The 24,722-nt window shown below is 31.3% G+C and carries 24 protein-coding genes; 11 read left to right on the top strand and 13 right to left on the bottom strand.

Features of this window, described 5'->3' with window-relative positions:
• Nucleotides 1-10: 10 nt before the first annotated feature.
• Nucleotides 11-1,123, bottom strand: coding sequence for a TlpA family protein disulfide reductase (locus J1D01_RS13020; protein ID WP_421151110.1), 1,113 nt, complete (start codon nt 1,121-1,123; stop codon nt 11-13).
• 216 nt (nt 1,124-1,339) lie between these two features.
• On the opposite strand from J1D01_RS13020, the gene J1D01_RS13015 reads away from it, so the two are divergent.
• The 3 genes from J1D01_RS13015 (at nt 1,340) to J1D01_RS13005 (ending at nt 2,626) form a co-directional block, all read left to right on the top strand.
• Entirely contained in the window at nt 1,340-2,044 is a 705-nt protein-coding gene (locus J1D01_RS13015; protein WP_372937720.1) for a DUF4197 domain-containing protein, read from the top strand.
• A gap of 158 nt (nt 2,045-2,202) precedes the next feature.
• On the top strand, nt 2,203-2,400 hold the full coding sequence (locus tag J1D01_RS13010; protein WP_372937719.1) for a Lacal_2735 family protein: 198 nt from the start codon (nt 2,203-2,205) through the stop codon (nt 2,398-2,400).
• Nucleotides 2,401-2,479: 79 nt separating this feature from the next.
• A complete protein-coding gene (locus J1D01_RS13005; protein ID WP_421151109.1) occupies nt 2,480-2,626 on the top strand; it encodes a hypothetical protein in 147 nt (48 codons plus the stop codon).
• Here the strand turns inward: J1D01_RS13005 and J1D01_RS13000 are convergent.
• The 3 genes from J1D01_RS13000 to prfA form a co-directional block, all read right to left on the bottom strand.
• Entirely contained in the window at nt 2,598-3,386 is a 789-nt protein-coding gene (locus J1D01_RS13000) for an ABC transporter substrate-binding protein (RefSeq protein ID WP_421151108.1), read from the bottom strand. The genes J1D01_RS13005 and J1D01_RS13000 overlap by 29 nt on opposite strands.
• A gap of 69 nt (nt 3,387-3,455) precedes the next feature.
• A complete protein-coding gene (gene pyrF / locus J1D01_RS12995; RefSeq protein ID WP_421151107.1) occupies nt 3,456-4,280 on the bottom strand; it encodes an orotidine-5'-phosphate decarboxylase in 825 nt (274 codons plus the stop codon).
• Between the two features lie 8 nt (nt 4,281-4,288).
• Nucleotides 4,289-5,365: a peptide chain release factor 1 gene (gene prfA, locus J1D01_RS12990; protein ID WP_372937111.1), complete on the bottom strand. Its 1,077-nt coding sequence runs from the start codon at nt 5,363-5,365 to the stop codon at nt 4,289-4,291.
• Nucleotides 5,366-5,767: 402 nt separating this feature from the next.
• On the opposite strand from prfA, the gene J1D01_RS12985 reads away from it, so the two are divergent.
• The gene (locus J1D01_RS12985; protein ID WP_421151106.1) at nt 5,768-6,430 is read left to right on the top strand and encodes an ATP-binding cassette domain-containing protein; all 663 of its coding nucleotides are present in this window, start codon (nt 5,768-5,770) and stop codon (nt 6,428-6,430) included.
• A 48-nt stretch (nt 6,431-6,478) separates the two neighbouring features.
• Here the strand turns inward: J1D01_RS12985 and J1D01_RS12980 are convergent, their stop codons facing one another.
• The 3 genes from J1D01_RS12980 to J1D01_RS12970 all read right to left on the bottom strand — a co-directional run bounded on the left by J1D01_RS12980 (nt 6,479) and on the right by J1D01_RS12970 (nt 11,475).
• Nucleotides 6,479-9,028, bottom strand: coding sequence for an adenosylcobalamin-dependent ribonucleoside-diphosphate reductase (locus tag J1D01_RS12980; protein ID WP_372937113.1), 2,550 nt, complete (start codon nt 9,026-9,028; stop codon nt 6,479-6,481).
• A 196-nt stretch (nt 9,029-9,224) separates the two neighbouring features.
• Entirely contained in the window at nt 9,225-10,145 is a 921-nt protein-coding gene (locus J1D01_RS12975; RefSeq protein WP_421151105.1) for a DUF3078 domain-containing protein, read from the bottom strand.
• A gap of 151 nt (nt 10,146-10,296) precedes the next feature.
• A complete protein-coding gene (locus J1D01_RS12970) occupies nt 10,297-11,475 on the bottom strand; it encodes an AIR synthase related protein (protein ID WP_421151104.1) in 1,179 nt (392 codons plus the stop codon).
• 300 nt (nt 11,476-11,775) lie between these two features.
• Here J1D01_RS12970 and J1D01_RS12965 point away from each other — a divergent pair, with 300 nt between their 5' ends.
• The 4 genes from J1D01_RS12965 to J1D01_RS12950 are packed head-to-tail and all read left to right on the top strand — an operon-like array spanning nt 11,776 to nt 14,360.
• The gene (locus tag J1D01_RS12965) at nt 11,776-12,378 is read left to right on the top strand and encodes a TetR/AcrR family transcriptional regulator (RefSeq protein WP_372937116.1); all 603 of its coding nucleotides are present in this window, start codon (nt 11,776-11,778) and stop codon (nt 12,376-12,378) included.
• Nucleotides 12,379-12,429: 51 nt separating this feature from the next.
• On the top strand, nt 12,430-13,224 hold the full coding sequence (locus J1D01_RS12960; protein WP_372937117.1) for a haloacid dehalogenase type II: 795 nt from the start codon (nt 12,430-12,432) through the stop codon (nt 13,222-13,224).
• A gap of 7 nt (nt 13,225-13,231) precedes the next feature.
• Nucleotides 13,232-13,642 carry a MauE/DoxX family redox-associated membrane protein gene (locus J1D01_RS12955; protein WP_421151103.1) on the top strand — a complete coding sequence of 137 codons (411 nt, stop codon included), beginning with the start codon at nt 13,232-13,234 and terminating at the stop codon, nt 13,640-13,642.
• Entirely contained in the window at nt 13,626-14,360 is a 735-nt protein-coding gene (locus tag J1D01_RS12950; protein WP_372937119.1) for an SDR family oxidoreductase, read from the top strand. The genes J1D01_RS12955 and J1D01_RS12950 overlap by 17 nt, the downstream gene beginning before the upstream one ends.
• A 66-nt stretch (nt 14,361-14,426) precedes the next feature.
• Here J1D01_RS12950 and J1D01_RS12945 read toward each other — a convergent pair whose 3' ends face one another.
• Nucleotides 14,427-16,613, bottom strand: a complete 2,187-nt coding sequence (locus J1D01_RS12945) for a glutamine synthetase III (protein WP_372937120.1) — start codon at nt 16,611-16,613, stop codon at nt 14,427-14,429.
• A 251-nt stretch (nt 16,614-16,864) separates the two neighbouring features.
• Here J1D01_RS12945 and J1D01_RS12940 point away from each other — a divergent pair, with 251 nt between their 5' ends.
• Nucleotides 16,865-17,887: a glutamine synthetase beta-grasp domain-containing protein gene (locus tag J1D01_RS12940; protein WP_421151102.1), complete on the top strand. Its 1,023-nt coding sequence runs from the start codon at nt 16,865-16,867 to the stop codon at nt 17,885-17,887.
• A gap of 62 nt (nt 17,888-17,949) precedes the next feature.
• On the opposite strand, the gene J1D01_RS12935 is transcribed toward J1D01_RS12940, so the two are convergent.
• The 5 genes from J1D01_RS12935 to J1D01_RS12915 all read right to left on the bottom strand — a co-directional run bounded on the left by J1D01_RS12935 (nt 17,950) and on the right by J1D01_RS12915 (nt 22,062).
• Complete coding sequence (locus tag J1D01_RS12935) at nt 17,950-18,861, bottom strand: helix-turn-helix domain-containing protein (RefSeq protein ID WP_372937213.1); 912 nt, start codon at nt 18,859-18,861, stop codon at nt 17,950-17,952.
• A 1-nt stretch (nt 18,862) separates the two neighbouring features.
• Nucleotides 18,863-19,375 carry a hypothetical protein gene (locus tag J1D01_RS12930; RefSeq protein ID WP_421151101.1) on the bottom strand — a complete coding sequence of 171 codons (513 nt, stop codon included), beginning with the start codon at nt 19,373-19,375 and terminating at the stop codon, nt 18,863-18,865.
• A 14-nt stretch (nt 19,376-19,389) separates the two neighbouring features.
• Nucleotides 19,390-19,986 carry a hypothetical protein gene (locus J1D01_RS12925; RefSeq protein ID WP_372937211.1) on the bottom strand — a complete coding sequence of 199 codons (597 nt, stop codon included), beginning with the start codon at nt 19,984-19,986 and terminating at the stop codon, nt 19,390-19,392.
• Between the two features lie 19 nt (nt 19,987-20,005).
• Nucleotides 20,006-20,956: an SDR family oxidoreductase gene (locus J1D01_RS12920; protein WP_421151100.1), complete on the bottom strand. Its 951-nt coding sequence runs from the start codon at nt 20,954-20,956 to the stop codon at nt 20,006-20,008.
• 161 nt (nt 20,957-21,117) lie between these two features.
• Nucleotides 21,118-22,062 carry a calcium/sodium antiporter gene (locus J1D01_RS12915; protein WP_421151099.1) on the bottom strand — a complete coding sequence of 315 codons (945 nt, stop codon included), beginning with the start codon at nt 22,060-22,062 and terminating at the stop codon, nt 21,118-21,120.
• A gap of 348 nt (nt 22,063-22,410) precedes the next feature.
• On the opposite strand from J1D01_RS12915, the gene J1D01_RS12910 reads away from it, so the two are divergent.
• Together J1D01_RS12910 and J1D01_RS12905 are read left to right on the top strand one after the other, a co-directional pair.
• Nucleotides 22,411-22,770 carry a BlaI/MecI/CopY family transcriptional regulator gene (locus tag J1D01_RS12910; protein ID WP_372937208.1) on the top strand — a complete coding sequence of 120 codons (360 nt, stop codon included), beginning with the start codon at nt 22,411-22,413 and terminating at the stop codon, nt 22,768-22,770.
• Nucleotides 22,771-22,772: 2 nt separating this feature from the next.
• Nucleotides 22,773-24,482, top strand: coding sequence for a M56 family metallopeptidase (locus J1D01_RS12905; RefSeq protein WP_421151098.1), 1,710 nt, complete (start codon nt 22,773-22,775; stop codon nt 24,480-24,482).
• The last annotated feature ends 240 nt before the right edge of the window (nt 24,483-24,722 follow it).

The raw sequence follows: 24,722 nt of genomic DNA, 5'->3' as shown, positions 1-24,722 counted from the left end.
AAAAGGCACCTTAGGGTGCCTTTTTAATTATGTATTCTGGATAACTACTTATTTGTTTTTCTACTCTTATACCATAAGTATCATTTAAGTTAGAAACCATTAAATTATAGTATTTATAGTGTATTTGCCAATCATGTAACCCATGGTTTAAACCGTTTTTGTTATAAATAATAGGAGTTTCTAGAATACTAGACAGTTTATACATCATGTCTTCTATTGAAACATTATCTGCTTTAATCTCTGTATCTCCTATAAGATACTTTTCATTATTTATACCCCAATTAATTTGATGCTTATCCCACAGCATTGCATTATTGAAATTAAATGCCAAAACATTACCATTTCCAACAGCTTCTTCTTTAGTCAAATTCAAACTTTTTAAAATGGTTTTTTCCATATTTTTAAAAGCATTTGAATGATACTTAAAGTACATTTTATAATTCTTATTCAAATCTAACCCTATCTTAATTTGATTCTTATTCACTTTATTTGAATAAGCTAAGATATCTTTCAAACTTCCTAACAACTCTATATAATCTTGCTTATTTATTATTTGCAAACCATCAACAGCAACACTTTCTAATTCTAAATATTCAAAATCATTAATAGGTTTATAAACGTTATTGGTTTGAGTATAATTTACTTTATTAACAACAAACATATTGCTAACACTAGCTTTTTTAGTATTCTGTTTTAAAAATTTAGCTATATGATAATCTTTTAGTTCTGCTGGGTGGCCTTCCCAAAGTTTTTTTCCTGAAGCATTATATAAAATACCATAGGGCAAACTGTTAATTTGATTTTTTTGAAATGTTTCTCCTTCAAAATCTATAGCGACCGCAAGATTCACCTTATGCCGCTTAATAAATTGTTTTACTAAATCTGGGTTTTCTTGACTTAAAGAAACTATATAAAAGTCTTCAGGATACTGACTTTGAAGTGTTTCTAAATATTTTGAAACATGAATACATGGCGCACACCAAGTAGCCCAAAAATCTACAAAATAAAGTTTATTGTATTCATCTTTAGCTATGTTAGATTCTTGAATAAATTCTGAAACATGCACTTGCCCAATTGATATATTGATGCTAAATAATATTAAAACAATTATTTTAAACCTCACTTTGTTTTACATTTAATACAAGTATAACAAATATTATGCTAAAAATTATTTGCACCTCTAAACCATACGATAATTTAATTTCAAAGTGACCTTAATTTTTATTTTGTGTCATAAAACAAAAGAGAATAATTAAAACGTAACTATATAGCCACTTAATACATCTTTCTTTTTATCTATATATTACTATTTAATTTATATATTTAAACAAAAAATATTATGACCCGAAAACTCTTAACCTTATTGTTAATTTTCAATCTTACTGCATGCGCAGAGTTACAACAAGTTATAAACGAATTACCTCAAAGTAGCACCATTGGCAATGCAGAAATTGCTTCTGGTTTAAGGCAAGCATTGGACTTAGGAATTGAAAAACAAGTAACTAAACTTACCCAAGAAGATGGCTTCTATAAAAATGAATTGGTAAAAATTTTATTGCCCGAAGAACTTCAAAAAGTTGATAAAACACTGCGTGATATTGGCTTAAGTAAATTAGCAGATGAAGGCTTAAAAGTACTAAATAGAGCCGCCGAAGATGCTGTTAAAGAGGCTACACCTATTTTTGTTGACGCTGTAAAAGGCATTACATTTGATGATGCTAAAAATATTTTATTAGGAAGTGATAACGCAGCAACTCAGTATTTAACAGGTAAAACAGAAACAGCTTTATATGCTAAATTTAATCCTGTAATTAAAAACTCTTTTTCTAAAGTTGGAGCAGACGATATTTGGAATAACTTAATAACTAAGTACAATAGTATACCGTTAACAAATGATGTAAACCCAGATTTAACAGATTATGTTACAAAAGAAGCTCTTAAAGGAGTTTACACCATGATTGCTGTTGAAGAACAAGAAATAAGAAACAAAGTTTCATCTAGAACAACAGATTTACTTAAAAAAGTATTTGCTCTACAAGATTAATATACATTACTAACACCATTATATATAAAGCCGAATACTTAAACTATTCGGCTTTTTCATTTATAATAAAAACAATTACTAACACACAAACTGAACAGAAAAAAATTTGAATAACAAAATAAAAAACGTATATTTAAGTTCTTGACATTACGATTTTTATGGAAAAACTCTTACTCATAAAACATCAAAAAAGCGTTTTAAACAAACGTTATAAAGAACTTATAGAGCAAGCCTATAACTTTAGGCAGACAGATTCTGCTTTAAGTGATATTTCTGAGTATAGAGCTATCAAACTACTACATAAAATAAATAAGCTAAATTATTTATCTAGAGATTCTGTTCAATTAGTTTCTTAAACGTTAGCAATTTTTTAACTTTTTTCTTACATCCAAATCACATCTTTTCTCGTACTTTATAGTATAAAAAAGAAATGTTATGAACACCCATTTTTGTAGAGTTGGCAAGATTAAACCTAATTTAAACAAGGTTATTAGTCTAAAAGAAATAGAAAGAACTATTGCTAATTTTGTTGATGATATTAGCAAGGTAGAATTCAACAAAGATTTAAACGAAGCGCTTTAAAATAAGCAAATGCTTTTGTTAATCTAGAACCGTACCAAGAAAACATTTCGCCATCAACCAGAACTATTTTTGCGTTGGGGTAAAATGCTTCTAAGTCTTTTTTATGCTTTTCTTTAAACGGATAAGGCTCACTAGAGAGCATTACTAAACCTATTTCTGGTTTAACCTCTAAATTTATTTCTGGGTATCTATTTTGGCTTTTGTAATAGTTATCAAAACTATTAAGCGTTAGCAAATAATTTATAAATGTATTATTAGCTGCTACCATCCAAGGGTTCTTCCAAATAAAATATGCTACTTTAAGTTGTTTTTTATTCTGAATAAAACGTTTAAAATCTTTACATTGCCATTCTATTTCATTACAAATATGCAATGCTTTTTCTTCAACATTAAATAAACACCCATATTGTTTTATGAGTTGCAAACTATCATCAAGTGTATAAATATCAGAAACATGTACTATGCAAATAGATTCACAAGCCTCAACAATTTCTTTGGTGTTTTCTTCTTTATTACACAGAATGATATCTGGTTTTAAAGCTTTTATTTTTTCAAGGTTTATTTCCTTTGTACCTCCTACTACTGTTACTTTAGTCTTTATATAATTAGGATGCATACAAAATTTTGTAACCCCAACTATTGAAGGTTCTAAACCCAAATCACATAACAATTCTGTTTGACTTGGTACTAATGAAACAATTCGTTTTGGTATTTTTTCAAACGAAATGACTCTATTAATTTGATCTTTTAAATTTGTCATAACGAAGAAAATTTAAAGTTTTCTAGTAATAATCTATTTATTAAAAAAACAGATTCTCACGTCGTCATTCTAGAAATGATGATGCATCAATTCAACTTTCATTTGCTGTTGAAGTTCTTCGGCTTTAAGGGCAGCGGCTTGAGCAAAATTGTTATTATTTGAAGCGTAAATAATACCTCTTGATGAATTTATAAGCAGACCTACATTATCACTCATACCATATTTACAAACATCTTGTAAGTTTCCGCCTTGAGCACCCACACCTGGTACTAATAAAAAACTATTGGGTATTATTTTTCTAATATCAGCTAAATATTCGGCTTTGGTAGCTCCAACAACATACATTAAGTTTTCAGAATTATTCCATGTTTTAGAGATCTCTAAAACTTGTTTGTATAACTCTTTATCATCAACAGTCTTTGTTTGAAAATCAAATGCCCCTTGATTTGATGTTAACGCTAATAGAATAGTGTGCTTATTTTTAAAAGCTAAAAAGGGTTCTACAGAATCTTTACCCATATAAGGTGCTACAGTAACAGAATCAAAAGCTAAATCTTCAAAAAAAGCTTTGGCATACATGGTACTTGTGTTACCAATATCACCACGCTTAGCATCTGCAATAGTAAATATTTCTGGATGCTTATCATTTAAATAATTGATGGTTTTTTCTAAAGCTCTCCAGCCTTTTAGACCATAAGCCTCATAAAACGCTGTATTTGGTTTATAGGCCACACATAAGTGATGTGTTGCGTCAATAATGACTTTATTGAAAGCGAAAATAGGATCTTCTTCTTTTAAAAGATGTTGCGGAATTTTATCTAAATCTACATCTAACCCTATGCATAAAAAGGATTGCTTTTTTTTAATTTCTGAAACGAGTTGGCTTGTTGTCACCTGTTTAGTTAAATTGTTTCGTCGTTAGCTTTAAGTTTTTCAGTATTTTCAGCTAACATAAGTTCATCAATTATTTTTTGAATATCTCCGTTTACAATATTTTGCAAATCATACAGGGTTAAACCAATTCTATGATCTGTTACGCGCCCTTGTGGGTAGTTATAGGTTCTAATTTTAGCACTTCTATCACCAGAACTTACCATGCTACCACGTTTAGCTGCATCTTCTTCTTGTTTTTTGGCTAACTCTAAATCATATAAACGCGAGCGTAGTACCTTAAAGGCTTTTTCTTTGTTTTTATGTTGCGATTTTTGATCTTGACATTGTGCTACTAACCCGGTTGGTTCATGTGTTAAACGCACTGCAGAATAAGTTGTATTTACAGATTGCCCTCCCGGACCAGAAGAACAGAAATAATCTATTCTAACATCTTTTGGATCTATTTCTACATCAAATTCCTCGGCCTCAGGAAATACCATCACGGTAGCTGCACTAGTATGTACACGTCCTTGTGTTTCGGTTTGCGGCACACGCTGTACGCGGTGTACACCGGCCTCAAATTTTAAAGTACCGTAAACATCTTCTCCTGTAACTTCAAATTGAATTTCTTTAAAACCACCATTGGTACCTTCGCTAAAATCTACCGTACTTACTTTCCAACCTTTGCTTTCGCAATATTTCGTATACATTCTATACAAATCACCTGCAAAAATACTAGCTTCATCACCTCCGGTTCCAGCACGCAATTCTACCACCGCATTTTTAGCATCTTCAGGATCTTTTGGTATTAAGAGTACTCTTATTTCTTCTTCTAGTTTAGGAATACCTTCTTTGGCTTCGTCATATTGCATTTTGGCCATTTCTACCATTTCTGCATCACTACCATCTGCAATAATTTCTTCGGCTTCAGCCAAATTATTAGTTAATTCAATGTAAGCTTCACGCTTATCCATTAAAATTCTTAAATCTTTGTATTCTCTGTTTAGCTCAACATACCGTTTCTGATCTGATATAATATCGGGTTGAATGATTAAATCACTCACTTCATCAAAACGCTGTTTTACTATTTGTAATTTCTCTAACATCTGCCTCTTTTAATTGGTCTCCAAAAATACGATAATTTATGAATTTTAGGTTATTCTCATTAAGCCTATTCTTAATATTGCAGAATATTTTAAACTATTTTACGTTTCTGTGATTACCATGCAGCAATTATTATCTATATTAATTTTTTACAGACCACTAGTTTTATGGTCTTTAGGAATAAATACTATGCTTTTATTTTTTAAAATTGAGCCTGTAATTATTCTTATAGTTAAAGTTTTTTTAGTGTTTTTTTTGTGGTATATAACTAATGAAACAACTGCAAAACGCAAACTCACTTTTTACAAAAACTTGGGTATTTCTACCTTTAAACTATTTTCAATACTGTATCTTATAGACTTGTTTCTAAGCATTCCTTTTCTTTTAATTCTTAGAGAGTTTATATGATTTTAGAAATTGATAATATTGAACTTTATTTTAAAAAGAAACTAATATTAAATGGTATTTATTTAAAAATTGAAACTGGTGAAATTACTGGTATTTTAGGGAGTAACGGTTGTGGAAAAAGTTGCCTACTCAATATAATTTTTGGCAATTTAAAACCAAAATATAAACTTGTTAGAATTAATTCTAAACCTATTTTAGAACCTTTATATAAAACCAAATTGGTTTCATATTTACCACAGTATAATTTTATATCTAAATATATTAAATTAAAAACAGCTTTTAAACTTTACAAGGTTAATTGGGAAGTGTTTACAAAACATTTTGAAACGCTTTCAATATATAAAAACACAAAATTTGGGCTACTTTCTGGAGGTGAACAAAGAATTATTGAAATATACTTAATACTAAAAACATCAGGACACATTGTTTTACTAGATGAACCATTTAACGGTGTAGCTCCATTACATGTTGAAAAAATTAAAAACTTAATTAAACTGGAAAAAAACCAAAAGTGTATCATTTTGACTGACCATAGGTATTCTGATGTCATTGACGTTTGCAACAAGCTTTACCTTATTAAAAATGGATGCACAAAACTGATAAATAATTTAACAGAACTAGAAGATTACAAGTATCTTAATTCTGGTACTTTAACATAAAAAAAGGGAAGTGTAACACTTCCCTTTTCATATTAGGCGTTTTATTTTTTATCCACATTTTGAGGAACCACAGTCTTGACAAGTTAAACAACCCTCTTGATAAATTAAGTTGGTTGAATTACAATTAGAACATGTTTGCCCTTTTGCTTTAGTGCCATCTGCTACATAACGTTTTAAAGCTCTACCTACACCATTTTTCCATGTGTTTATAGATTCTGTATCTAATTGTAAACTGTTAATTAAATCAACAATTTTTTCAATAGGCATACCGTGGCGTAAAGTACTTGAAATGAGCTTAGCATAATTCCAGAATTCTGGATTAAATTTATGCGATAAACCTTCGATAGTTATCTTATAACCTCGTTTATCTTTATATTGAAAATCATAGCGGGTTGTACCATCTTCACTTTTATTTTTAATAATAAGACCATCATTTACCCAACGCGGAATTAAAATACCGTCTTCATCATCAACCAATCCTGTAAAAATTTCATACGGTTTATCTTCAATTAATCCTATAAAGGCAATCCATTTTTCTTTGTTATTTTGAAAACGTACTACGTCTGCATTTAACACTTGCGGACGTTTAATTGGAAACGTAGTTAAGGTATTGTCTTCTTCCTTCTTTTCTTCATTAGAAATTAACACTCCAGAACGTGATCCATCTCTATAAACTGTAACACCTTTACAACCTGCATCCCATGCTTTTAAGTAAAGTTCTCCAACTAAATCTTCAGAAACATCACTTGGTAAATTAATGGTTACACTTATAGAATGGTCTACCCATTTTTGAATAGCCCCTTGCATACTTACTTTACTTAACCAATCTACATCATTAGATGTTGCTCCGTAATAAGGTGATTTTTTTACCAATTCATCTAATTCTTCTTGAGTAAAATTTTTATTGGTATCAATACCATTTACTTCCATCCATTGTTTAAAACGATGATGGAAAACCACATATTCTTCCCAAGAATCTCCTACCTCATCAACAAAATCTACTCGCACATCTTTATCATTAGGATTTACCTTTCTTCTGCGCTTATAAACTGGTAAAAATACGGGCTCAATACCAGAAGTAGTTTGAGTCATTAAACTAGTAGTACCTGTTGGAGCAATGGTTAAAAGCGCAATATTGCGTCTACCATACTCTAACATTTCATAGTACAACTTACTATCTGCTTCTTTTAATCTATTTATAAACGGATTATCTTTTTCTCGGTCTGCATCAAAAATACTAAAAGCACCACGCTCTTTAGCTAAATGTACCGATGCTCTGTAGGCTTCAACAGCAATAGTTTTATGTACTTTTATAGAAAACGCATTTCCTTCTTCACTACCATATTGTATTCCTAAAGCCGCCAACATATCGCCCTCTGCCGTAATACCAATACCGGTTCTTCTTCCTTCTTCTGCTTTTCTTTTTATATTTATCCACAGATTACGCTCTACAGATTTAACCTCATCTAGTTCTGGGTCTGAATCAATTTTTTCTAGAATAGCATCAATTTTTTCAAGTTCTAAATCAATAATATCATCCATTATTCTTTGTGCATAAGCTATATGCTTTTTAAATAAATCGAAATTGAAAGACGCTTTATCTGTGAATGGATTTTCAACGTAAGAAAACAGGTTTATTGCTAACAGTCTACAAGAATCATAAGGACATAACGGAATTTCACCACAAGGATTTGTAGATACAGTTTTATATCCTAAATCGGCATAACAATCTGGTACCGATTCATTGATAATGGTATCCCAAAATAAAATTCCTGGTTCTGCTGATTTCCATGCATTATGAACAATTTTAGACCATAAATCTTTTGCTTGAATAGTTTTTGAAACCTTAGGATTTGAACTGAAAATAGGATATTTTTGAGTATACTCTGTTTCGTTTTTAACAGCTTTCATAAACTCATCATCAATTCTAACAGATACATTTGCGCCTGTTACTTTTCCTTGCTCTAATTTTGCATTGATAAAATCTTCAGAATCTGGATGATTAATAGATACTGAAAGCATTAAAGCTCCTCGGCGACCATCTTGAGCAACTTCTCTAGTTGAGTTTGAATAGCGCTCCATAAATGGTACAATACCAGTAGATGTTAATGCTGAATTTTTTACTCCCGACCCTTTTGGACGAATGTGCGATAAATCATGACCAACACCTCCACGGCGTTTCATAAGTTGTACTTGTTCTTGATCTATTTTCATGATACCCCCATAAGAGTCAGATTCTCCAGAGTTACCAATAACAAAACAATTTGACAAAGATGCTATTTGATACGGGTTACCAATACCCGCCATAGGACTTCCTTGAGGGACAATGTATTTAAAGTCTTTAATTAAATCAAAAATCTCATCTTCATTTAAAGAGTTTTTATATTTTTTTTCAACACGTGCAATCTCTTTTGCAATACGACGGTGCATATCGTTAGGAGTAAGTTCATAAATATTACCTTCAGAATCTTTTAAGGCATATTTATTAAGCCAAACGCGCGCAGCTAAATCATCATTTTTAAAATATTCTAGAGAGGCGTTAAAGGCTTGGTCTTGTGTATAGGTTTTTGGTAGCGTTTTGGTGAGGTTTTGTTTCATTGATTAGTAAAGATTTAGTTCAAATATAGATTAACAAATTCGTATTACGAATATACTCAATCTTTACAATTTAAAACATGATATAAATCATGAAGTTAACAAGAAAAACAGCCTAAATAACTTATTTTCAGTTATTTAAAAATTTATCAACATAAAAAAGTTAACAAATTTTTTAAAAAAATAAAATGAAAAATTTTTAAAAATCTACAGCAAAACCAACACCTAAAAACTGTTTCCATTGAACTTTAGCTCCAGCTTCATCATACTCGCCATCGCCATCAGCATCAGTTTCTTTGGTAGTTTTAACATCGTCATCATACTTAATTTGTGACCCAAATTTAGCACGTACATAGTTATTTACTTTAAAATCAAAATCTAGACTCCAATCTAAATCTACATTACCAAAATTGTTGATATAATCTGTATAAAGACTTACTTTATGCTGCACATTTATGTTTTCAGCCACTTCCATTTCATAGCTATTGGTCACCAAAATACCTAACTCTCTTCTAACCTTCTTACCCGGCACAACTACATTTCCATCATCATCTAAAATCGCGGGATCTACACCAAATGAACCTGCATCTGCTAAATCTTGATCTAAAACAAAAGTTGCTTTTAAAGTTAAAGGAGAGAAATAAACCGATATTTTTTCTATATCTTTCCCGTATTCCATTCCGCCACCAAAGAACAAATAACCAGGAGCCATTAATCTTGAAATAGGATTATCTGTATCTGGATACGAATAACCATTTGTAAATTGCGTACTAAAATTAAGTTTTGCAGAATAATACCAATTTGACAGACTATCTGGTTTATATCCTAAATTTGAATTTATTTCAAGTAAATCTGTTGTTTTTCTTAATTCTCTTGACTCTTGTTTATTAACACCATAACTCATTTTCAAATCATTACGCCATGAAAAATATTTATCGGTATAATTTCTAGATGATTTAAAACCTAGAAGCCCTGAAATTGAATTAGAACCACCTGAACTCCAGTTTACAAAAGCTACCTCACTTAAATCTATAGAAGCTTCGTTTTTTTTAACCCATTGGGGATTAGGTATGTCATTATTATTGTTAGACTTTTGTTTATTAGACTTTTCTTTATTCACTTTTAAATAAAGAGAATCTGGTTGCGCATGAGAAAATAGAAACGAGAAGCACACTAGAGCAAATAGAATGTAACGCATGGTTATTTGTTAGGTTAATTAAATAATTTTTCTTATCAACAATCATTCCATTTTAACCGTAAATGGAAAAATTCTAATAGCTAAACTCTCCAAACTCACTTTTTATTGTAAGCTTCTTTTCTTTTGATGTTTCTACCCTACCAATTACCTGAGCATCAACATTAAAAGATTTTGATATATCAATAACATCATTTGCAATTTCTGGAGCTACATACAACTCCATTCTATGCCCACAATTAAACACTTGATACATTTCTTTCCAATCGGTTTTTGATTGCTCTTGAATTAATTTAAAAAGCGGTGGTATTGGAAATAAATTATCTTTCACTATATGATTCTCATCTATAAAATGAAGAATTTTTGTTTGCGCTCCACCCGAGCAATGTACCATTCCGTGGATAGTATTGCTTTCATATTTTGAGAGTATTTTCTTTATTATTGGTGCATAGGTTCTTGTTGGAGATAATACTAATTTACCGGCATCTATAGGCGAATCTTCAACAGCATCAGTTAATTTCACATTACCAGAATACACTAAATCTTTTGGCACTGAAGCATCAAAACTTTCAGGAAATTTTTCAGCTAGGTATTTATTAAATACATCATGACGCGCAGAAGTTAACCCGTTACTTCCCATACCTCCATTGTATTCCTTTTCATAAGTTGCTTGCCCAAAAGAAGCCAAACCAACTATAACATCGCCAGGTTTTATATTTTCATTATCAATAACATCACTACGTTTCATTCTTGCAGTTACCGTAGAATCTACAATAATAGTTCTTACTAAATCACCTACATCTGCAGTTTCACCACCGGTGGAATGAATGGTTACTCCAAACGATTTTAAATCTTCTAACAGCTCTTCGGTTCCATTTATTATGGCCGAAATAACCTCTCCAGGTATTAAGTTTTTGTTTCTACCAATGGTAGATGACAGCATAATATTATCTGTAGCACCAACACATAACAAATCATCAATATTCATTATAAGTGCATCTTGGGCAATGCCTTTCCAAACCGAAACATCTCCAGTTTCTTTCCAATACATATAGGCTAAAGAGGACTTTGTCCCTGCCCCATCGGCATGCATGATTAAACAATAATCATCATCATTAGTTAGGTAATCTGGTACTATTTTACAAAAGGCGTTTGGAAACAAACCTTTATCAATATTTTTTATAGCGTTGTGAACATCTTCTTTTGATGCCGAAACCCCACGCTGTGCGTAGCGCTTAGAAACTTCTTGACTCATAATAATATAATGTGGTGCAAAGGTAATTGTTTAAAGTAAAATTATATAGGTTTTAAACTTGTTTTACTAACAGTTTTTTCAACCAGCTAATTACTTGATATTATAAAACCTTTCTGCCACATTCTTTCAGCAACGGATGTTCTTAAAGTTACCCGTTAGCTTAAACCTTAACTTTCAAAAATATTATTTCTAACAAATCACAATTTCTTACCACTTACAGAATTATAGTCTACTACCCTTTGTTTATTAAAAATAGATTTAAAAACATACTAATTGGTATTTTTTTATTATATTTGCAACATGCAACAAGAATTAAAATCTGAAATAACAAAACAGCACATTATACATGAAGCATTTAAGCTGTTTTACGAAAATGGCTTTAAATCTACGAGTATTAATGATGTAATGAAGGCCACAAAAATGACAAAAGGCGCATTTTATCATCATTACAAAAACAAAGAACAACTTGGAATAGAAGTTATTAAACTAAAAATACAAAAACGTGTATATGATGGTATGATAGCTCCGCTTCAAAAAACTGGAAATGCAATTGAAATTTTAGAAGACACGTTTTTAAACAGAATAAAGTCATTTCCTTTACATGACAAACAAAATGGTTGCCCACTGAATAACTTCATTAATGAAATTGGAAATTACGAAACAAGTTACCAGTTAGCTTTAAAAAGTATTATTGAAAAATGGAAATCTGCCTTAGTTGCATTAATAGAAAAAGGGAAAAAACAAGGTAATATTAAAAATGAAATCCCTAGTGAATCTGTAGCTATTTACTTAATAAGCGCTTTTGAAGGAATTAGAGGAATCAGAAAAATATATGGGGAAGATATTATAATCGATCAATATATTTTGGGTTTGTCTTTATATATTAATCAATTAAAATCATAATTTTTTTTAACAAAAACATACCATTTAGAATGTTTTTAAAATACTATAAACATGAAAAATAACCGAAGAAACTTTATAAAAAAAACAGCAATACTTGGAGTTACTGGAACTGCATTGCCAACTATAGGATTTGGAGCAACTAGCACAAAAGAAGAAAAACTATTAACAACAAGACCTAAAGTCTTATTTTTTGATGTAAACGAAACGCTTCTAGACTTAACCGCAATGAAAACAAGTGTAGGCAATGTATTGGGTGGCAGAACCGATTTATTACCACTTTGGTTTACTACCATGCTTCAATACTCCTTAGTTTCTACTGTAGGAAGGCAATACAATGATTTTGGAGTTATTGGCTCTGCTGCTCTTCAAATGGTAGCGGCAAATAACGGAATTAAAATAACAGAAAAAGAAGCGCAAGAAGCTATTTTAAAACCAATTCGTTCGTTACCTGCTCACCCAGAAGTAAAAGCTTCACTACAAGCTTTAAAAGATGCTGGATATAAATTAGTTTCGTTCACCAACTCATCAAACAAAGGTGTGCAAACACAATTTGAAAATGCAGGATTAATTGAATATTTTGAAGAAAGATTAAGCATTGAAGATATAGGAAAATTTAAACCACATACAGATGCCTACGATTGGGCGGCAAGAAAAATGAATGTTAAACCATCAGAATGCTTATTAGTTGCAGCACATGGTTGGGATATAGCAGGGGCAATTTGGGCAGGTTGGAGAGGTGCTTTTATTAGCAGACCTGGAGCTCAATTATATCCACTTGCTCCAAAACCAGAAATAAATGAAAGCGACCTAGCATTAACAGCAAAAAAATTAATTGCACTAAAATAACCAAATAATGTTAACTAATTTAAATAACAAAACGCTTGCAATTCATTTATTCCGTCTATCCTTTGGTATAAACTTCTTTTTCCACGGCTTAGTTAGAATGCCGAATTTGGAAAAATTTGTGACAGGAATGCAAAACACATTTAAAGACACTTTATTACCCGAGGTTTTGGTAACACCATTAGCCTACATCATTCCTTTTGCAGAACTTACCATTGGTATCTTTTTACTGTTGAATAAGTTCACACGAGAAACCATAATAACTACTTTTATTCTTATGAATATATTGATAATTGGAAGTTCATTTGCCCAAAAATGGAATCTTGTAGGATTACAAGCTACCTATATAGGTTTTTTATTTTTACTACTCTATTTTACAAATGACACTCAAAAAATAAAACAAAATGAAACTACAAAATAAAGTAATTATTGTAACAGGCTCTTCGAAAGGAATTGGTAAAGAGGTTGCCATTTTATTAGCCAAAAATGGCGCAACAGTAGTTGTAAACCACTCTAATAGCGAAACCGAAGCTAACCAAACAGTAGAAATCATTACACAAAATGGTGGAACCGCATTGGCTATAAAAGCGGATGTTAGTAAAAGAAATGAAGTAGCTCTATTATTTGACAAAACAATTGAAAAATTTGGAAAGGTTAACGTATTGGTTAACAATGCAGGTATTATGTTTAATAAATTTTTAAAAGACAATACCCAAGAAGAATTCACCAAACTTTTTGATGTAAACGTAAGAGGCATTTTTAACACGCTTCAAGAGGCTGATAGCAAGTTAGCAGATAATGGAAATATAATTAATTTTTCGTCTAGTACTTCTAAATTGATGTTCCCAACCTACTCGCTTTATTCGGCTTCTAAAGCAGCAGTAGAACAAATGACAAGAGTTTTTTCGAAAGAAATAGGAAGAGGAATTTCGGTAAATTCAATTGCTCCAGGCGCAACGGCTACCGAATTGTTTTTGAATGGAAAATCTCAAGAAACAATCGATAAAATGAGTTCTATGAACGCTTTTGGAAGATTAGCTCAACCAATTGACATTGCCAAAATTGTATTGTTTTTAGCCAGTGATGATTCTAAATGGATTTCAGGGCAAGTAATTGGTGCTAATGGCGCATTAGTTTAGTTTAAAACAAAAGTTACAACATAAAAACCGTCACCAACATATGTTGGTGCAACACCATAAGAAAAACTACCTTGTAAATAACATTTCTCTGTATTTGGTTAATGGCCAAATTTCGTCATCTACTAGCAATTCTAGTTTATCACAATGGTAACGTATATCTTCAAATAAAGGCTTAACTAGATTACAATAAGCAGCAGCTTTCTTTTCAATATCATCTAACTTATTGGCTTTTTTACGCTCATTTATTAAGACGGTTACTTTGGTGTTTATAGCTTCTATATGACTTGAAATTTCTCTTATTAAAATGATTTGTTCTTTAGATATTTTTTCAAAATCGGTATCAAAAATTTCTTTTAACCCTTTTACATTTTCAATCAAAATATTTTGATACTTAACCGCCGTTGGCACTATATGGTTTCTTGCTATATCACCTAACACTCTTGCTTCTATCTGTATGTGCATAATGTAAGCCTCAACTTCAATTTCGTAACGCGCTTTGGTTTCTATTTCACTTAACACGTTCATTTCCTCAAACAAATCGATTGATTCTTTAGCTACTTTTATTTTTAAGGCTTCAGGTGTTGTTTTATTATTACTTAGCCCGCGTTTTTTTGCTTCCTTTTCCCAAGCTTCACCATAACCATTTCCTTCAAATAAAATAGGCTTGCACGATTTTATATATTCTCTTAACACATTAAAAACGGCTTCGTCTTTTTTTAAACCCTTACCATCAATTAGCTTATCTACTTCTTTTTTAAACTCTATTAATTGTTTAGCTACAATGGTATTTAAAACCGTCATAGGATTACTACAATTTGTGGTAGACCCCACTGCTCTAAATTCAAATTTATTACCTGTAAAAGCAAATGGCGAGGTACGGTTTCTATCGGTATTATCTAATAACACATCTGGTATTTTACCAACCACATTAAGTTTTAACTCTGTTTTTTCTTCTGGTGATAGTTTTCCTTTTGTAACTCCTTCTAATTCATTTAAAACTTTAGTTAATTGTTCTCCAATAAATACAGAAATAATAGCTGGTGGCGCCTCATTAGCTCCTAACCTATGATCATTCCCTGCAGATGCGATTGAAGCTCTTAACAGCTCTTCATAAGTATATACTGCTTTTATGGTATTAACAAAAAATGTTAAAAATTGAAGATTACTCATAGGGGTTTTTCCTGGTGCCAACAAATTAACTCCTGTATCTGTAGATAAAGACCAATTGTTATGTTTTCCTGAGCCATTCATTCCTGCAAATGGCTTTTCATGAAATAGTACTTTAAAATTATGACGTGATGCCACACGCCCCATAACGTCCATTAAAAGTGCATTATGATCTACCGCTAAATTAGCTTCTTCAAAAATAGGTGCTAATTCAAATTGGTTTGGTGCCACCTCGTTATGCCTTGTTTTAACAGGAATACCTAACAGCATACATTCGTTTTCTAAATCGCGCATAAAGTTTAAGGCTCTATTGGGTATAGCCCCAAAATAATGATCATCTAACTGTTGCCCCTTTGCCGAAGAATGTCCCAATAATGTTCTACCCGTTAAAGTAATATCTGGTCTACTAGCAGCCAATAGTTTATCTATTAAGAAGTATTCTTGTTCCCACCCTAATGATGATGATACTTTTTTTACGTTTTTATCGAAATATCTGCATACATCAGTTGCTGCTGCATCAACAGCATGTAAAGCTCTTAAAAGCGGTGTTTTATAATCTAATGCCTCTCCTGTATACGCTACAAAAATAGTTGGAATACAAAGTGTTGTACCATATATAAACGCAGGAGATGTAGGATCCCATGCAGTGTACCCTCTAGCTTCAAACGTATTTCTAATACCTCCACTTGGAAAACTTGATGCATCTGGTTCTTGCTGTACTAATTGACCACCATCAAATTTTTCAATAGCAACACCTTCGCTAATTGTTTCAAAAAAAGCATCGTGCTTTTCTGCAGTAGCTCCTGTTAATGGCTGAAACCAATGCGTGTAATGCGTAACCCCTTTAGATAATGCCCAATCTTTCATTGAAGCCGCTACTTGGTCTGCTATATTGCGTTTAATTTTTGTACCGTGCTGAATAGCATTCATAACACCGTCTAAAGCATCTTTAGTTAAATACTGACGCATAGTATTTACATTAAACACATTTTTACCAAAAATATCAGAGCGTTTTTCTGTTTCAATAACATCAATAGGCTTGTGTATAAGAGATTCTTTTATTGCGTGAAAACGTAATGTAGGCATTGACTTATTAGTTTAATTTATTTTAGATTACAAAATTAATTATAGTGGTTAAACTACAAAATAAGGTGTTAACAATTTTTCAGTATTTATATAAAAAACTATACTTTTTTTAATAGATACCCTAAAAAAATGGGGGATAAATAAAAATAACACAGCAAAATACTAAAACACCCCTTAAAAACATGAAGTATTTATATAAAAATATATATTTGTGCTAATAACATTTAGATTACATTAATATAATATTCATTATGGCAAAAATTAAATTAGAGTACATTTGGTTAGATGGTTATAAGCCTACTCAGAATATGAGAAGTAAGACCAAAGTAGAGGAGCATGAGAACTTTAAAGGAACATTAGAAGAAATTGGTAATTGGTCTTTTGACGGGTCTTCAACAAGACAAGCCGAAGGTGGATCTTCAGATTGTATCTTAAAACCTGTAGCTATTTACCCTGATCCAGAACGTAAAAACGGTTACTTAGTAATGACTGAAGTATTAAATGCTGATGGAACACCTCATGAATCTAATGGTAGAGCTACTATTGATGATGATGATAATGATTTCTGGTTTGGTTTTGAGCAAGAGTATTTCATAATGGACACTCACACTCAATTACCTTTAGGTTTCCCTGTTGGTGGATACCCTGCTCCACAAGGAATGTATTACTGTTCTGTTGGAGGTAAAAATACACACGGTAGAGATTTAGTTGAAGAACATGCAGATTTATGTATTGAAGCAGGTTTAAACTTTGAAGGTATTAACCAAGAGGTTGCTTGCGGACAGTGGGAATTCCAATTATTTGCTAAAGGTGCTAAAAAAGCTGGTGATGAAATTTGGATTGCTAGATATTTACTAGATAGATTAACTGAAAAATATGGTTATTATATTGAATACCACCCAAAACCACTAGGTAAAGATATGGATTGGAATGGTTCTGGTATGCACGCAAACTTCTCTAACTCTACATTAAGAACTTGTGGAGATAAAGCAACTTATGAAGCTATTTGTGAAGCTTTCCGTCCTGTTGTAAAAGAGCACATTGCTGTTTACGGTGAGTTTAATGACCAACGTTTAACTGGTGAGCACGAAACACAATCTATTGATGAATTCTCTTATGGTATTTCTGATAGAGGTGCGTCAATCCGTATCCCTGTTGCAACTGTAGAAAGCGGTTGGAAAGGTTGGTTAGAAGATAGAAGACCAGCAGCTAATGGTGACCCATACAAAATTGCAGGAAGAATTATTAAAACTGTTAAATCTGCTAAAATTTAATTTAGTTATAGATTTTGTTCATAAAAAAAGCGCTTATATTTTAATGTAAGCGCTTTTTTAATTTAATTCATATTATATTTTTCTCGGTATTCTGTAGGACTAACACCCTCTTTCTTTTTAAATAGTCTTGAGAAATAATGAGGATATTCAAAACCTAACTCATAAGCCACCTCAGATATGGTTTTAGTAGGGTTTAGTAACATGTTTTTAGCTTCATCAATAAGGTACAATTGTAAATGTTCTGTAGTAGTTTTACCAGTTTCTTTTTTTAATGTATCGCTTAAATAACGCTGTGAAACCGATAGTTTGTGCGCAATTTGTTCTATACTTGGAATACCGTTTTCTTGAATTTCACCCGAATCAAAATAAATAGATAATTGCTTATTAAACTGTTCTAATAAGTCGTTTGATAGTTCTTTGCGGTTTAAAAACTGCCTTTCGTAAAAACGATTGGCATATTTTAAAAGCGTGCTTAACTGAGAAATAATAATGTCTTTACTAAATTCGTCTTGATTGTTTTGGTATTCAATATCAATATTTTCTACAATAGATTCTATTTGTTTTTCTTCCTTTGGTGATAAGTGAAGCGCCTCGTTTGCAGCATATGAAAAAAAACCATATTTTTTAATTTGATGGGCTAATTCGGTGCCTTTTAAAAAATCTTCATGGAAATTTATTGAAAACCCTTTTTGGTTGTAAACCACACTGTCGTCCCATTGCATAACTTGCCTTGGTGCAATAAAAATTAAAGCACCGTTGGTAAAATCGTATTTGGTTCGGCCATAATTTAAATCGCCTTTTATAATTTTTTTTAAACTAATGGAATAGCAATCGTTTGTAATGGGTGGCGAACTTTCTTTTGGGCAAGGTAAAAACCCATCTCCCGATGCCGTAAATACGCTAAACATTGGGTGTTCTGGTTGTGGTAATTCCAGATAGTTTAAATAATCGGAAAGTGTTTTAAAATGTTGCATATTAATTTTTCAATTCTTTTATAGCCACTAATAATTGCTTGTTGTAGGCATCAATTCTACCATGTGCGGTGCCATCAATTAATAAAATAACTACAAGCATTGCAATTGTTGTAATCATACTCGCGCGCCAAATAGGTGTGTTTAAAAATATAATTAACAAGGCACATGTTGCTATAATTATTGGTATGGCAGTAAACACTACGTTTTTATATTCTTTTAATGTACTTTCTGCACGCTCAAGCTCTGCTTCAACAAAAGTAATAGCGTTGTTATTATAGGCTTCTTCAAATTGTTTTATTCTAGATTTGTTGGTGTAAAATAACCCAAGACCAATAATTAAAAGTAAGGCACCAGTAACTAAGGTTGGTATCATGTAAGCTTTAGCTATTTCGGTTTTTCCTAATTGCCAAAAACCAACACTTGCAATTAGAAATAAAATGGCGAAAATTATAAAAAATCGGGTTGAGAACACTTCGGCTTTAGCCCAATCGGTAGCTATTTTTAAAATATCCATGGTTTATTAAATGTTTATTTCATCGTACCTAAATTACGAACAATTTTTGCAGGTCCTTCTGGAAACCAAGCTTTTATTAAAAAATTTGGAACAGAGCCTATCGGAACGTAATCTGCGTTTATTGTAATTTTAGTGGATGTATCGTTTATTTTTTCAAATTCATAAATAAATTTATAATCGGTTACCCTATCAACATCTCCTTGTTTGTGGCTATTTGATATAGCCTCAGCATTGAAAATTAATTTATTATCTGTTTTTATTCTATTTATTCTTGCTACAACATCACTATCTCTCATGGGCCAAGGCGCATCAAAGTAATAATATGTTAGCCATTCGTTATTGGAGAGTTTTTTTATTTCTGTACTCTCAGGTGTTCTTTCTAAAAATTTTCTATGATTAGATGAATCAGAAAAATAAGCATCCAATTTTTCTAAAGATACATAAACGGTGGTTTGTGCTATATAATAAAAATGAGTACCATTTTTTTCTTTAATTAATTCATATTTTACAGTGCTTTTTCCATCGTTAGATGTTTCTATTGTCCAATTTCTATCTTGAGAGAAACCCATAAATGAAGTTAGAATTATTACAATTATGCTTAGGTATTTCATTTTTAAATATTTTACTGGTTTATATATTCCATTTTATTCCCACAGCATCCTCAGAAACACTCCAAAGTTTTTGCATTACAGCTTTGTCTTTGGCGTGTGGTTCTAATTTGCACTCACCAACTGGTCCTGTCCAGTAATTTTTTCCTGTTGGCCCGTAAAACCCTGCTTGATCTAAATCAGGTTCTGTAGCACACATTAATTCTGGATACGCACCTTTTTCTGCTGATTGTACCATAGGTGTTAACTTCATAATTTGCCAAATAAAACGAGTTAATAAACTACCGCTGGTTTTAATTAACGATGTGCTCGAAGCTCCTGGGTGACAAGCATACGTTTTTACATTGGTTTTTCCTGCTTGTTTTAATTTATCTTGTAGTTCGTAAGCCGTCATTATTTGCGTTAATTTACTTTGGCTATATACACCGTTTGGATTGTAGTTTTTATCCCAGTTTAAATCGTCGAACTGAATGGTTTTTATTCCTAAGTTATAACCCATACTCCCAACAGTTACAATGCGCCCGTTTGAGGCTTCAATTCTAGGAAAAAGTAATGCTTGTAATAAAAAATTACTATAATGGTTTACACCCATTTGGCTTTCTACACCATCAACTGTAAAGGTTTGTTTAGGCACTTGTGCAATGGCAGCATTTAGCATTAAAGCATCTATTTGTGGTACAGTTTTAAGCACTTCTTCGGCGGCTTCTTTTACTGATGCTTGCGATGCTAAATCCATACTGATATTTATAACATCAATTGTATTACCAAGTTCTTGTTTTAATGTTGCTATAGTGGCTTTAGATTTTTTTGGATTACGATTAAGCATCACCACTTTAGCGCCCTTTGCTAACAAAATTTTTGCGGCTTCAAAACCAGTACCGCTTGTAGTACCCGTTATAACAAATGTTTTACCGTTTAAGTTTTTTATTCTGTTGGGTGTCCACCCTTTTTTTCCAAATTTAGTTGTACTCATAACCTAATATTTTAAGTTTTTAAATTATGATACAAAGGTAGTATGGGAGTCCTGCTTAGGTTTTACACAATTTTTCGAATCTTGTATACTTTTTGGTTCTGCCTAAGTACTTACAACATTAAAAGGTAAACTGTATTTTAAAATAGAACTAAACAATAATTCTAGTTTCTTGTAAAAATTAAGAACATTAACACCCCATAACCCGCTACTAAAAACATACCTTTAAGTCTGCTAATTTGAAGCCTTTGAGGTAAAAGTATTAAAGGTATAAGCACCGCAGAGAAACCTAACATCCAAAAAATATCGTTAGTAAGTATACTAGGTTCTGTTACAGGAATTGGTTTAATCATAGACGTTAACCCTAACACCGATGCTATATTAAATATATTAGAGCCTATTAAGTTACCCAATGATATAGCTTTTTCTTGTTTAGCAGCTGCAATTACAGATGCCGCCAACTCTGGCACACTGGTACCTATTGCAATTAAAGAAAGCCCAATAACACCTTTACTAACACCTACGGTTTCTGCTATTTGAGTAGCACCGTTAACCAACCACTCACTTCCAAAATAAAGTGCTACAGCACCAATAATTAACCAAAGTATAATTTTAAAATTAGACACTATAGATAAAGTTTCATCTACCTCCTCTACTACTATGTCTTTTTTGGCGGTTTTAATTAAAATAAACAAGAACAATACAAGACCTGCAAATAAGATAGCCCCTTCTATGTTTGATAGTATGCTGTCATTCTTTAAAAAGAAATAAAGTACCATAGAAAAAATCATCATAACGGGCCAGTTGAGTTTATAGAATGATTTATCTACAGATATAGCCCCTACCATTGCTGTAATACCCAAAACCAAACCTATATTAGCAATATTTGACCCCACTACATTATTAATTGCTATTGCTGGCGAACCTGTTAATGCCGCATTTAAACTAACTAACAACTCTGGCGCAGACGTTGCAAATGACACTACCGTCATGCCTATAACCATTTTAGAAATGTTGAATTTAAACGAAAGCGCTACTGAAGAACGTACTAAATACTCTCCACCAACAACTAACAAAATAAAACCAAGGATTACCCAAAGTACACTCATAAAATTTATTTTTTACGAAGATAAATTAAAGTTAAAAGCTAGATGTTAAAAGTTAAAAAATTTTATAAACCTCTAATTAAAAACAACTATTGCAATAAATGTATGCTTACAAAAACTAAAAATTTCGTTAAATAACTATTAAAATAGTTTTATAACTATAAAAATAGTTATATTTGTTTCTAAATTGATTTTTAATAGATAATGCCGATTAAAAAATAAGACATAATTAGCAAACACACTTGCGTTAGGGATTGCAGTGGAAAGCCCACAGCGAGGTACGAGCGAGGACTTGTAACGTAAAGCCCGACCACGCCAAAAAGCGTGGTAACGCCCAAAAAACATATTAAAATGGAAAAATTAACAAATAAAGAAGAAGAAATAATGCATGTTTTATGGAGGCTTGAAAAAGCTTTTGTTAAAGATGTTTTAGCTGAAATGGAAGGTGAAAAACCTCATTACAATACGCTTTCTACAATAATTAGAAACTTAGTAGATAAGGGGTATGTAGGTTATAATGCTTACGGAAAAACACACCAGTATTTTCCTATTGTTACAAAAGAAGCTTATAGAAAACGCTTTATTAACACCGCTATTAGTAATTATTTTAACGATTCTTATAAAAATATGGTATCTTTTTTTGCTAAGGAAGAAAAGATTAGCGTTGAAGAGTTAAAAGAAATTATTGAACTTATTGAAAAAAATAACTAGCTATGGAATACTTATTAAAAGCCAGTGCTGTTGTTACCATTTTTTATTTGTGCTATAAATTATTCTTACAGCGTGACACCTTTTTTGAACAGCATAGAGGGTTTCTTTTAATTGGGTTATTTTCGGCGTTTTTAATTCCGTTAATAGTAATACCTGTTTACATTGAAAAAACTCCGTTATTAATAGATAATGCTTTATTTACAAACGCTGTTACTGGCAATGAACCCATTGAAGATTCTTTTAGTTTTATTGACTTGGGTGTTTACTTATATTTTGCTGGAGCTACATTCTTTTTAATTAAATTTTTGATTCAGTTGGCTTCATTAATACATCTTTTAATTAAGAGTGAAAGCACAAAAACAGGAAGGTATTGGTATGTTAAAACCCAAAGAAAAGTATCTCCTTTTTCATTTTTTAATTGGATAGTTTACAACCCTAACTTATTTAGTAAAACCGAATTAAAACTAATTTTAACTCATGAAAAAGTACATGCACGCCAGCACCACTCTATTGATATTCTATTAACGCAATTGGCTAGTATTGTACTGTGGTTTAATCCGTTTATATGGTTATATAACAAAGACTTAAAGCAAAACTTAGAATTTATTGCAGACCAAAATGCACAACGTACATCTAGCTGTAAAAAGAGCTACCAATACACATTATTAAAAACAAGTATGCCAACTCATCAATTGGCTTTAACAAATAATTTTTATAATTCATTAATCAAAAAACGAATAGTTATGTTACACAAATCAAAATCAAAAAAATTAAACTTATTAAAGTACGTTTTAGTAATTCCTGCCTTAGCCATTTTTTTAATGAGCTTTAACACTAAAGAAGTTTTTATTGATACTAAAAGTCTGTTACAGGACAACCTTCAGAATAAAAATTCACAAACAAATACAGACTCAATTAAAACCAATTGGAACACTGAATTTATAGTTGAAAAACCTTTTGAAAACAAAGACATAGAAATGTTTTTAATAAGCAATGAATTTACAGATACCAATTTTAAAGAGCTGACCGAAAAATTAAAAAACAAAGGTATTACTGCTAAGTTTAAAGGCATAAAACGCAATAGCGAAGGCCAAATAATAGCTATTAAAATTAATTTAAGTTCTAAACAATCTAACGCTAATTACAATATAAGTGCTGATGCCCCAATTAAACCAATTAAAATTTCTATTGAAGATGACGGCAAAAGTATTTCTATTGGAACTGCTTCTCATCATAAAGCCTATTTTATTTCTAAAAATGGTAATCATGAAATTGATGAGAATGAAAATGTATTCTTCTTATCTGATGATGATGGCGCTCATGAAACACATAAAGAAATTCATATTATAAAAGCTGATTCTTTAAAATGGAAAACAAATGGTAAAGAAGCCAAAAACATTATTATTAAAAAAAATAAAAATGTTGAAGTTATTTCTGGCGATGATCATGAAAAACATATTGAAGTAATTATTGAAAGTGATGACGACTCAGAAAATAAAGAGGAAAGAATATTTATAGTAAAAAAACAAAGTGATGACAAAAACGCTTTATTCATTATTGACGGAAAAGAAGTAGAAAAAAACCCTATAAAAGATTTAAATCCAGAAGATATAGAGTCTATTAATGTTTTAAAAGACGAATCTGCTATAAATAAATATGGCAATAGAGGTAAAAATGGGGTTATAATCATTACTACTAAAAAAGAGAAATAAACAGCTAAACTTTAATAATTATGAAAGCACTCCCAAAAGGAGTGCTTTTTGTTTCTAACTATTATTTAAAAAGATAAAATATCATAAAAATTGTATTTTTTAAATGAAATGCCCCTTGGTTCTTAAATCAACCATCAAAAAACACCTATAATTGTTTCAAATAAAAACAAAAACAACGCTAAAAGATTACATTTTTCAAATTAATCAAAGACAGTCACCTAAATATTAAAATCAATTTAA

The sequence above is a fragment of the Seonamhaeicola sp. NFXS20 genome (assembly GCF_049132085.1).
Lineage (GTDB): Bacteria > Bacteroidota > Bacteroidia > Flavobacteriales > Flavobacteriaceae > Seonamhaeicola.
This window is presented reverse-complemented; position numbering and strand designations above follow the sequence as displayed.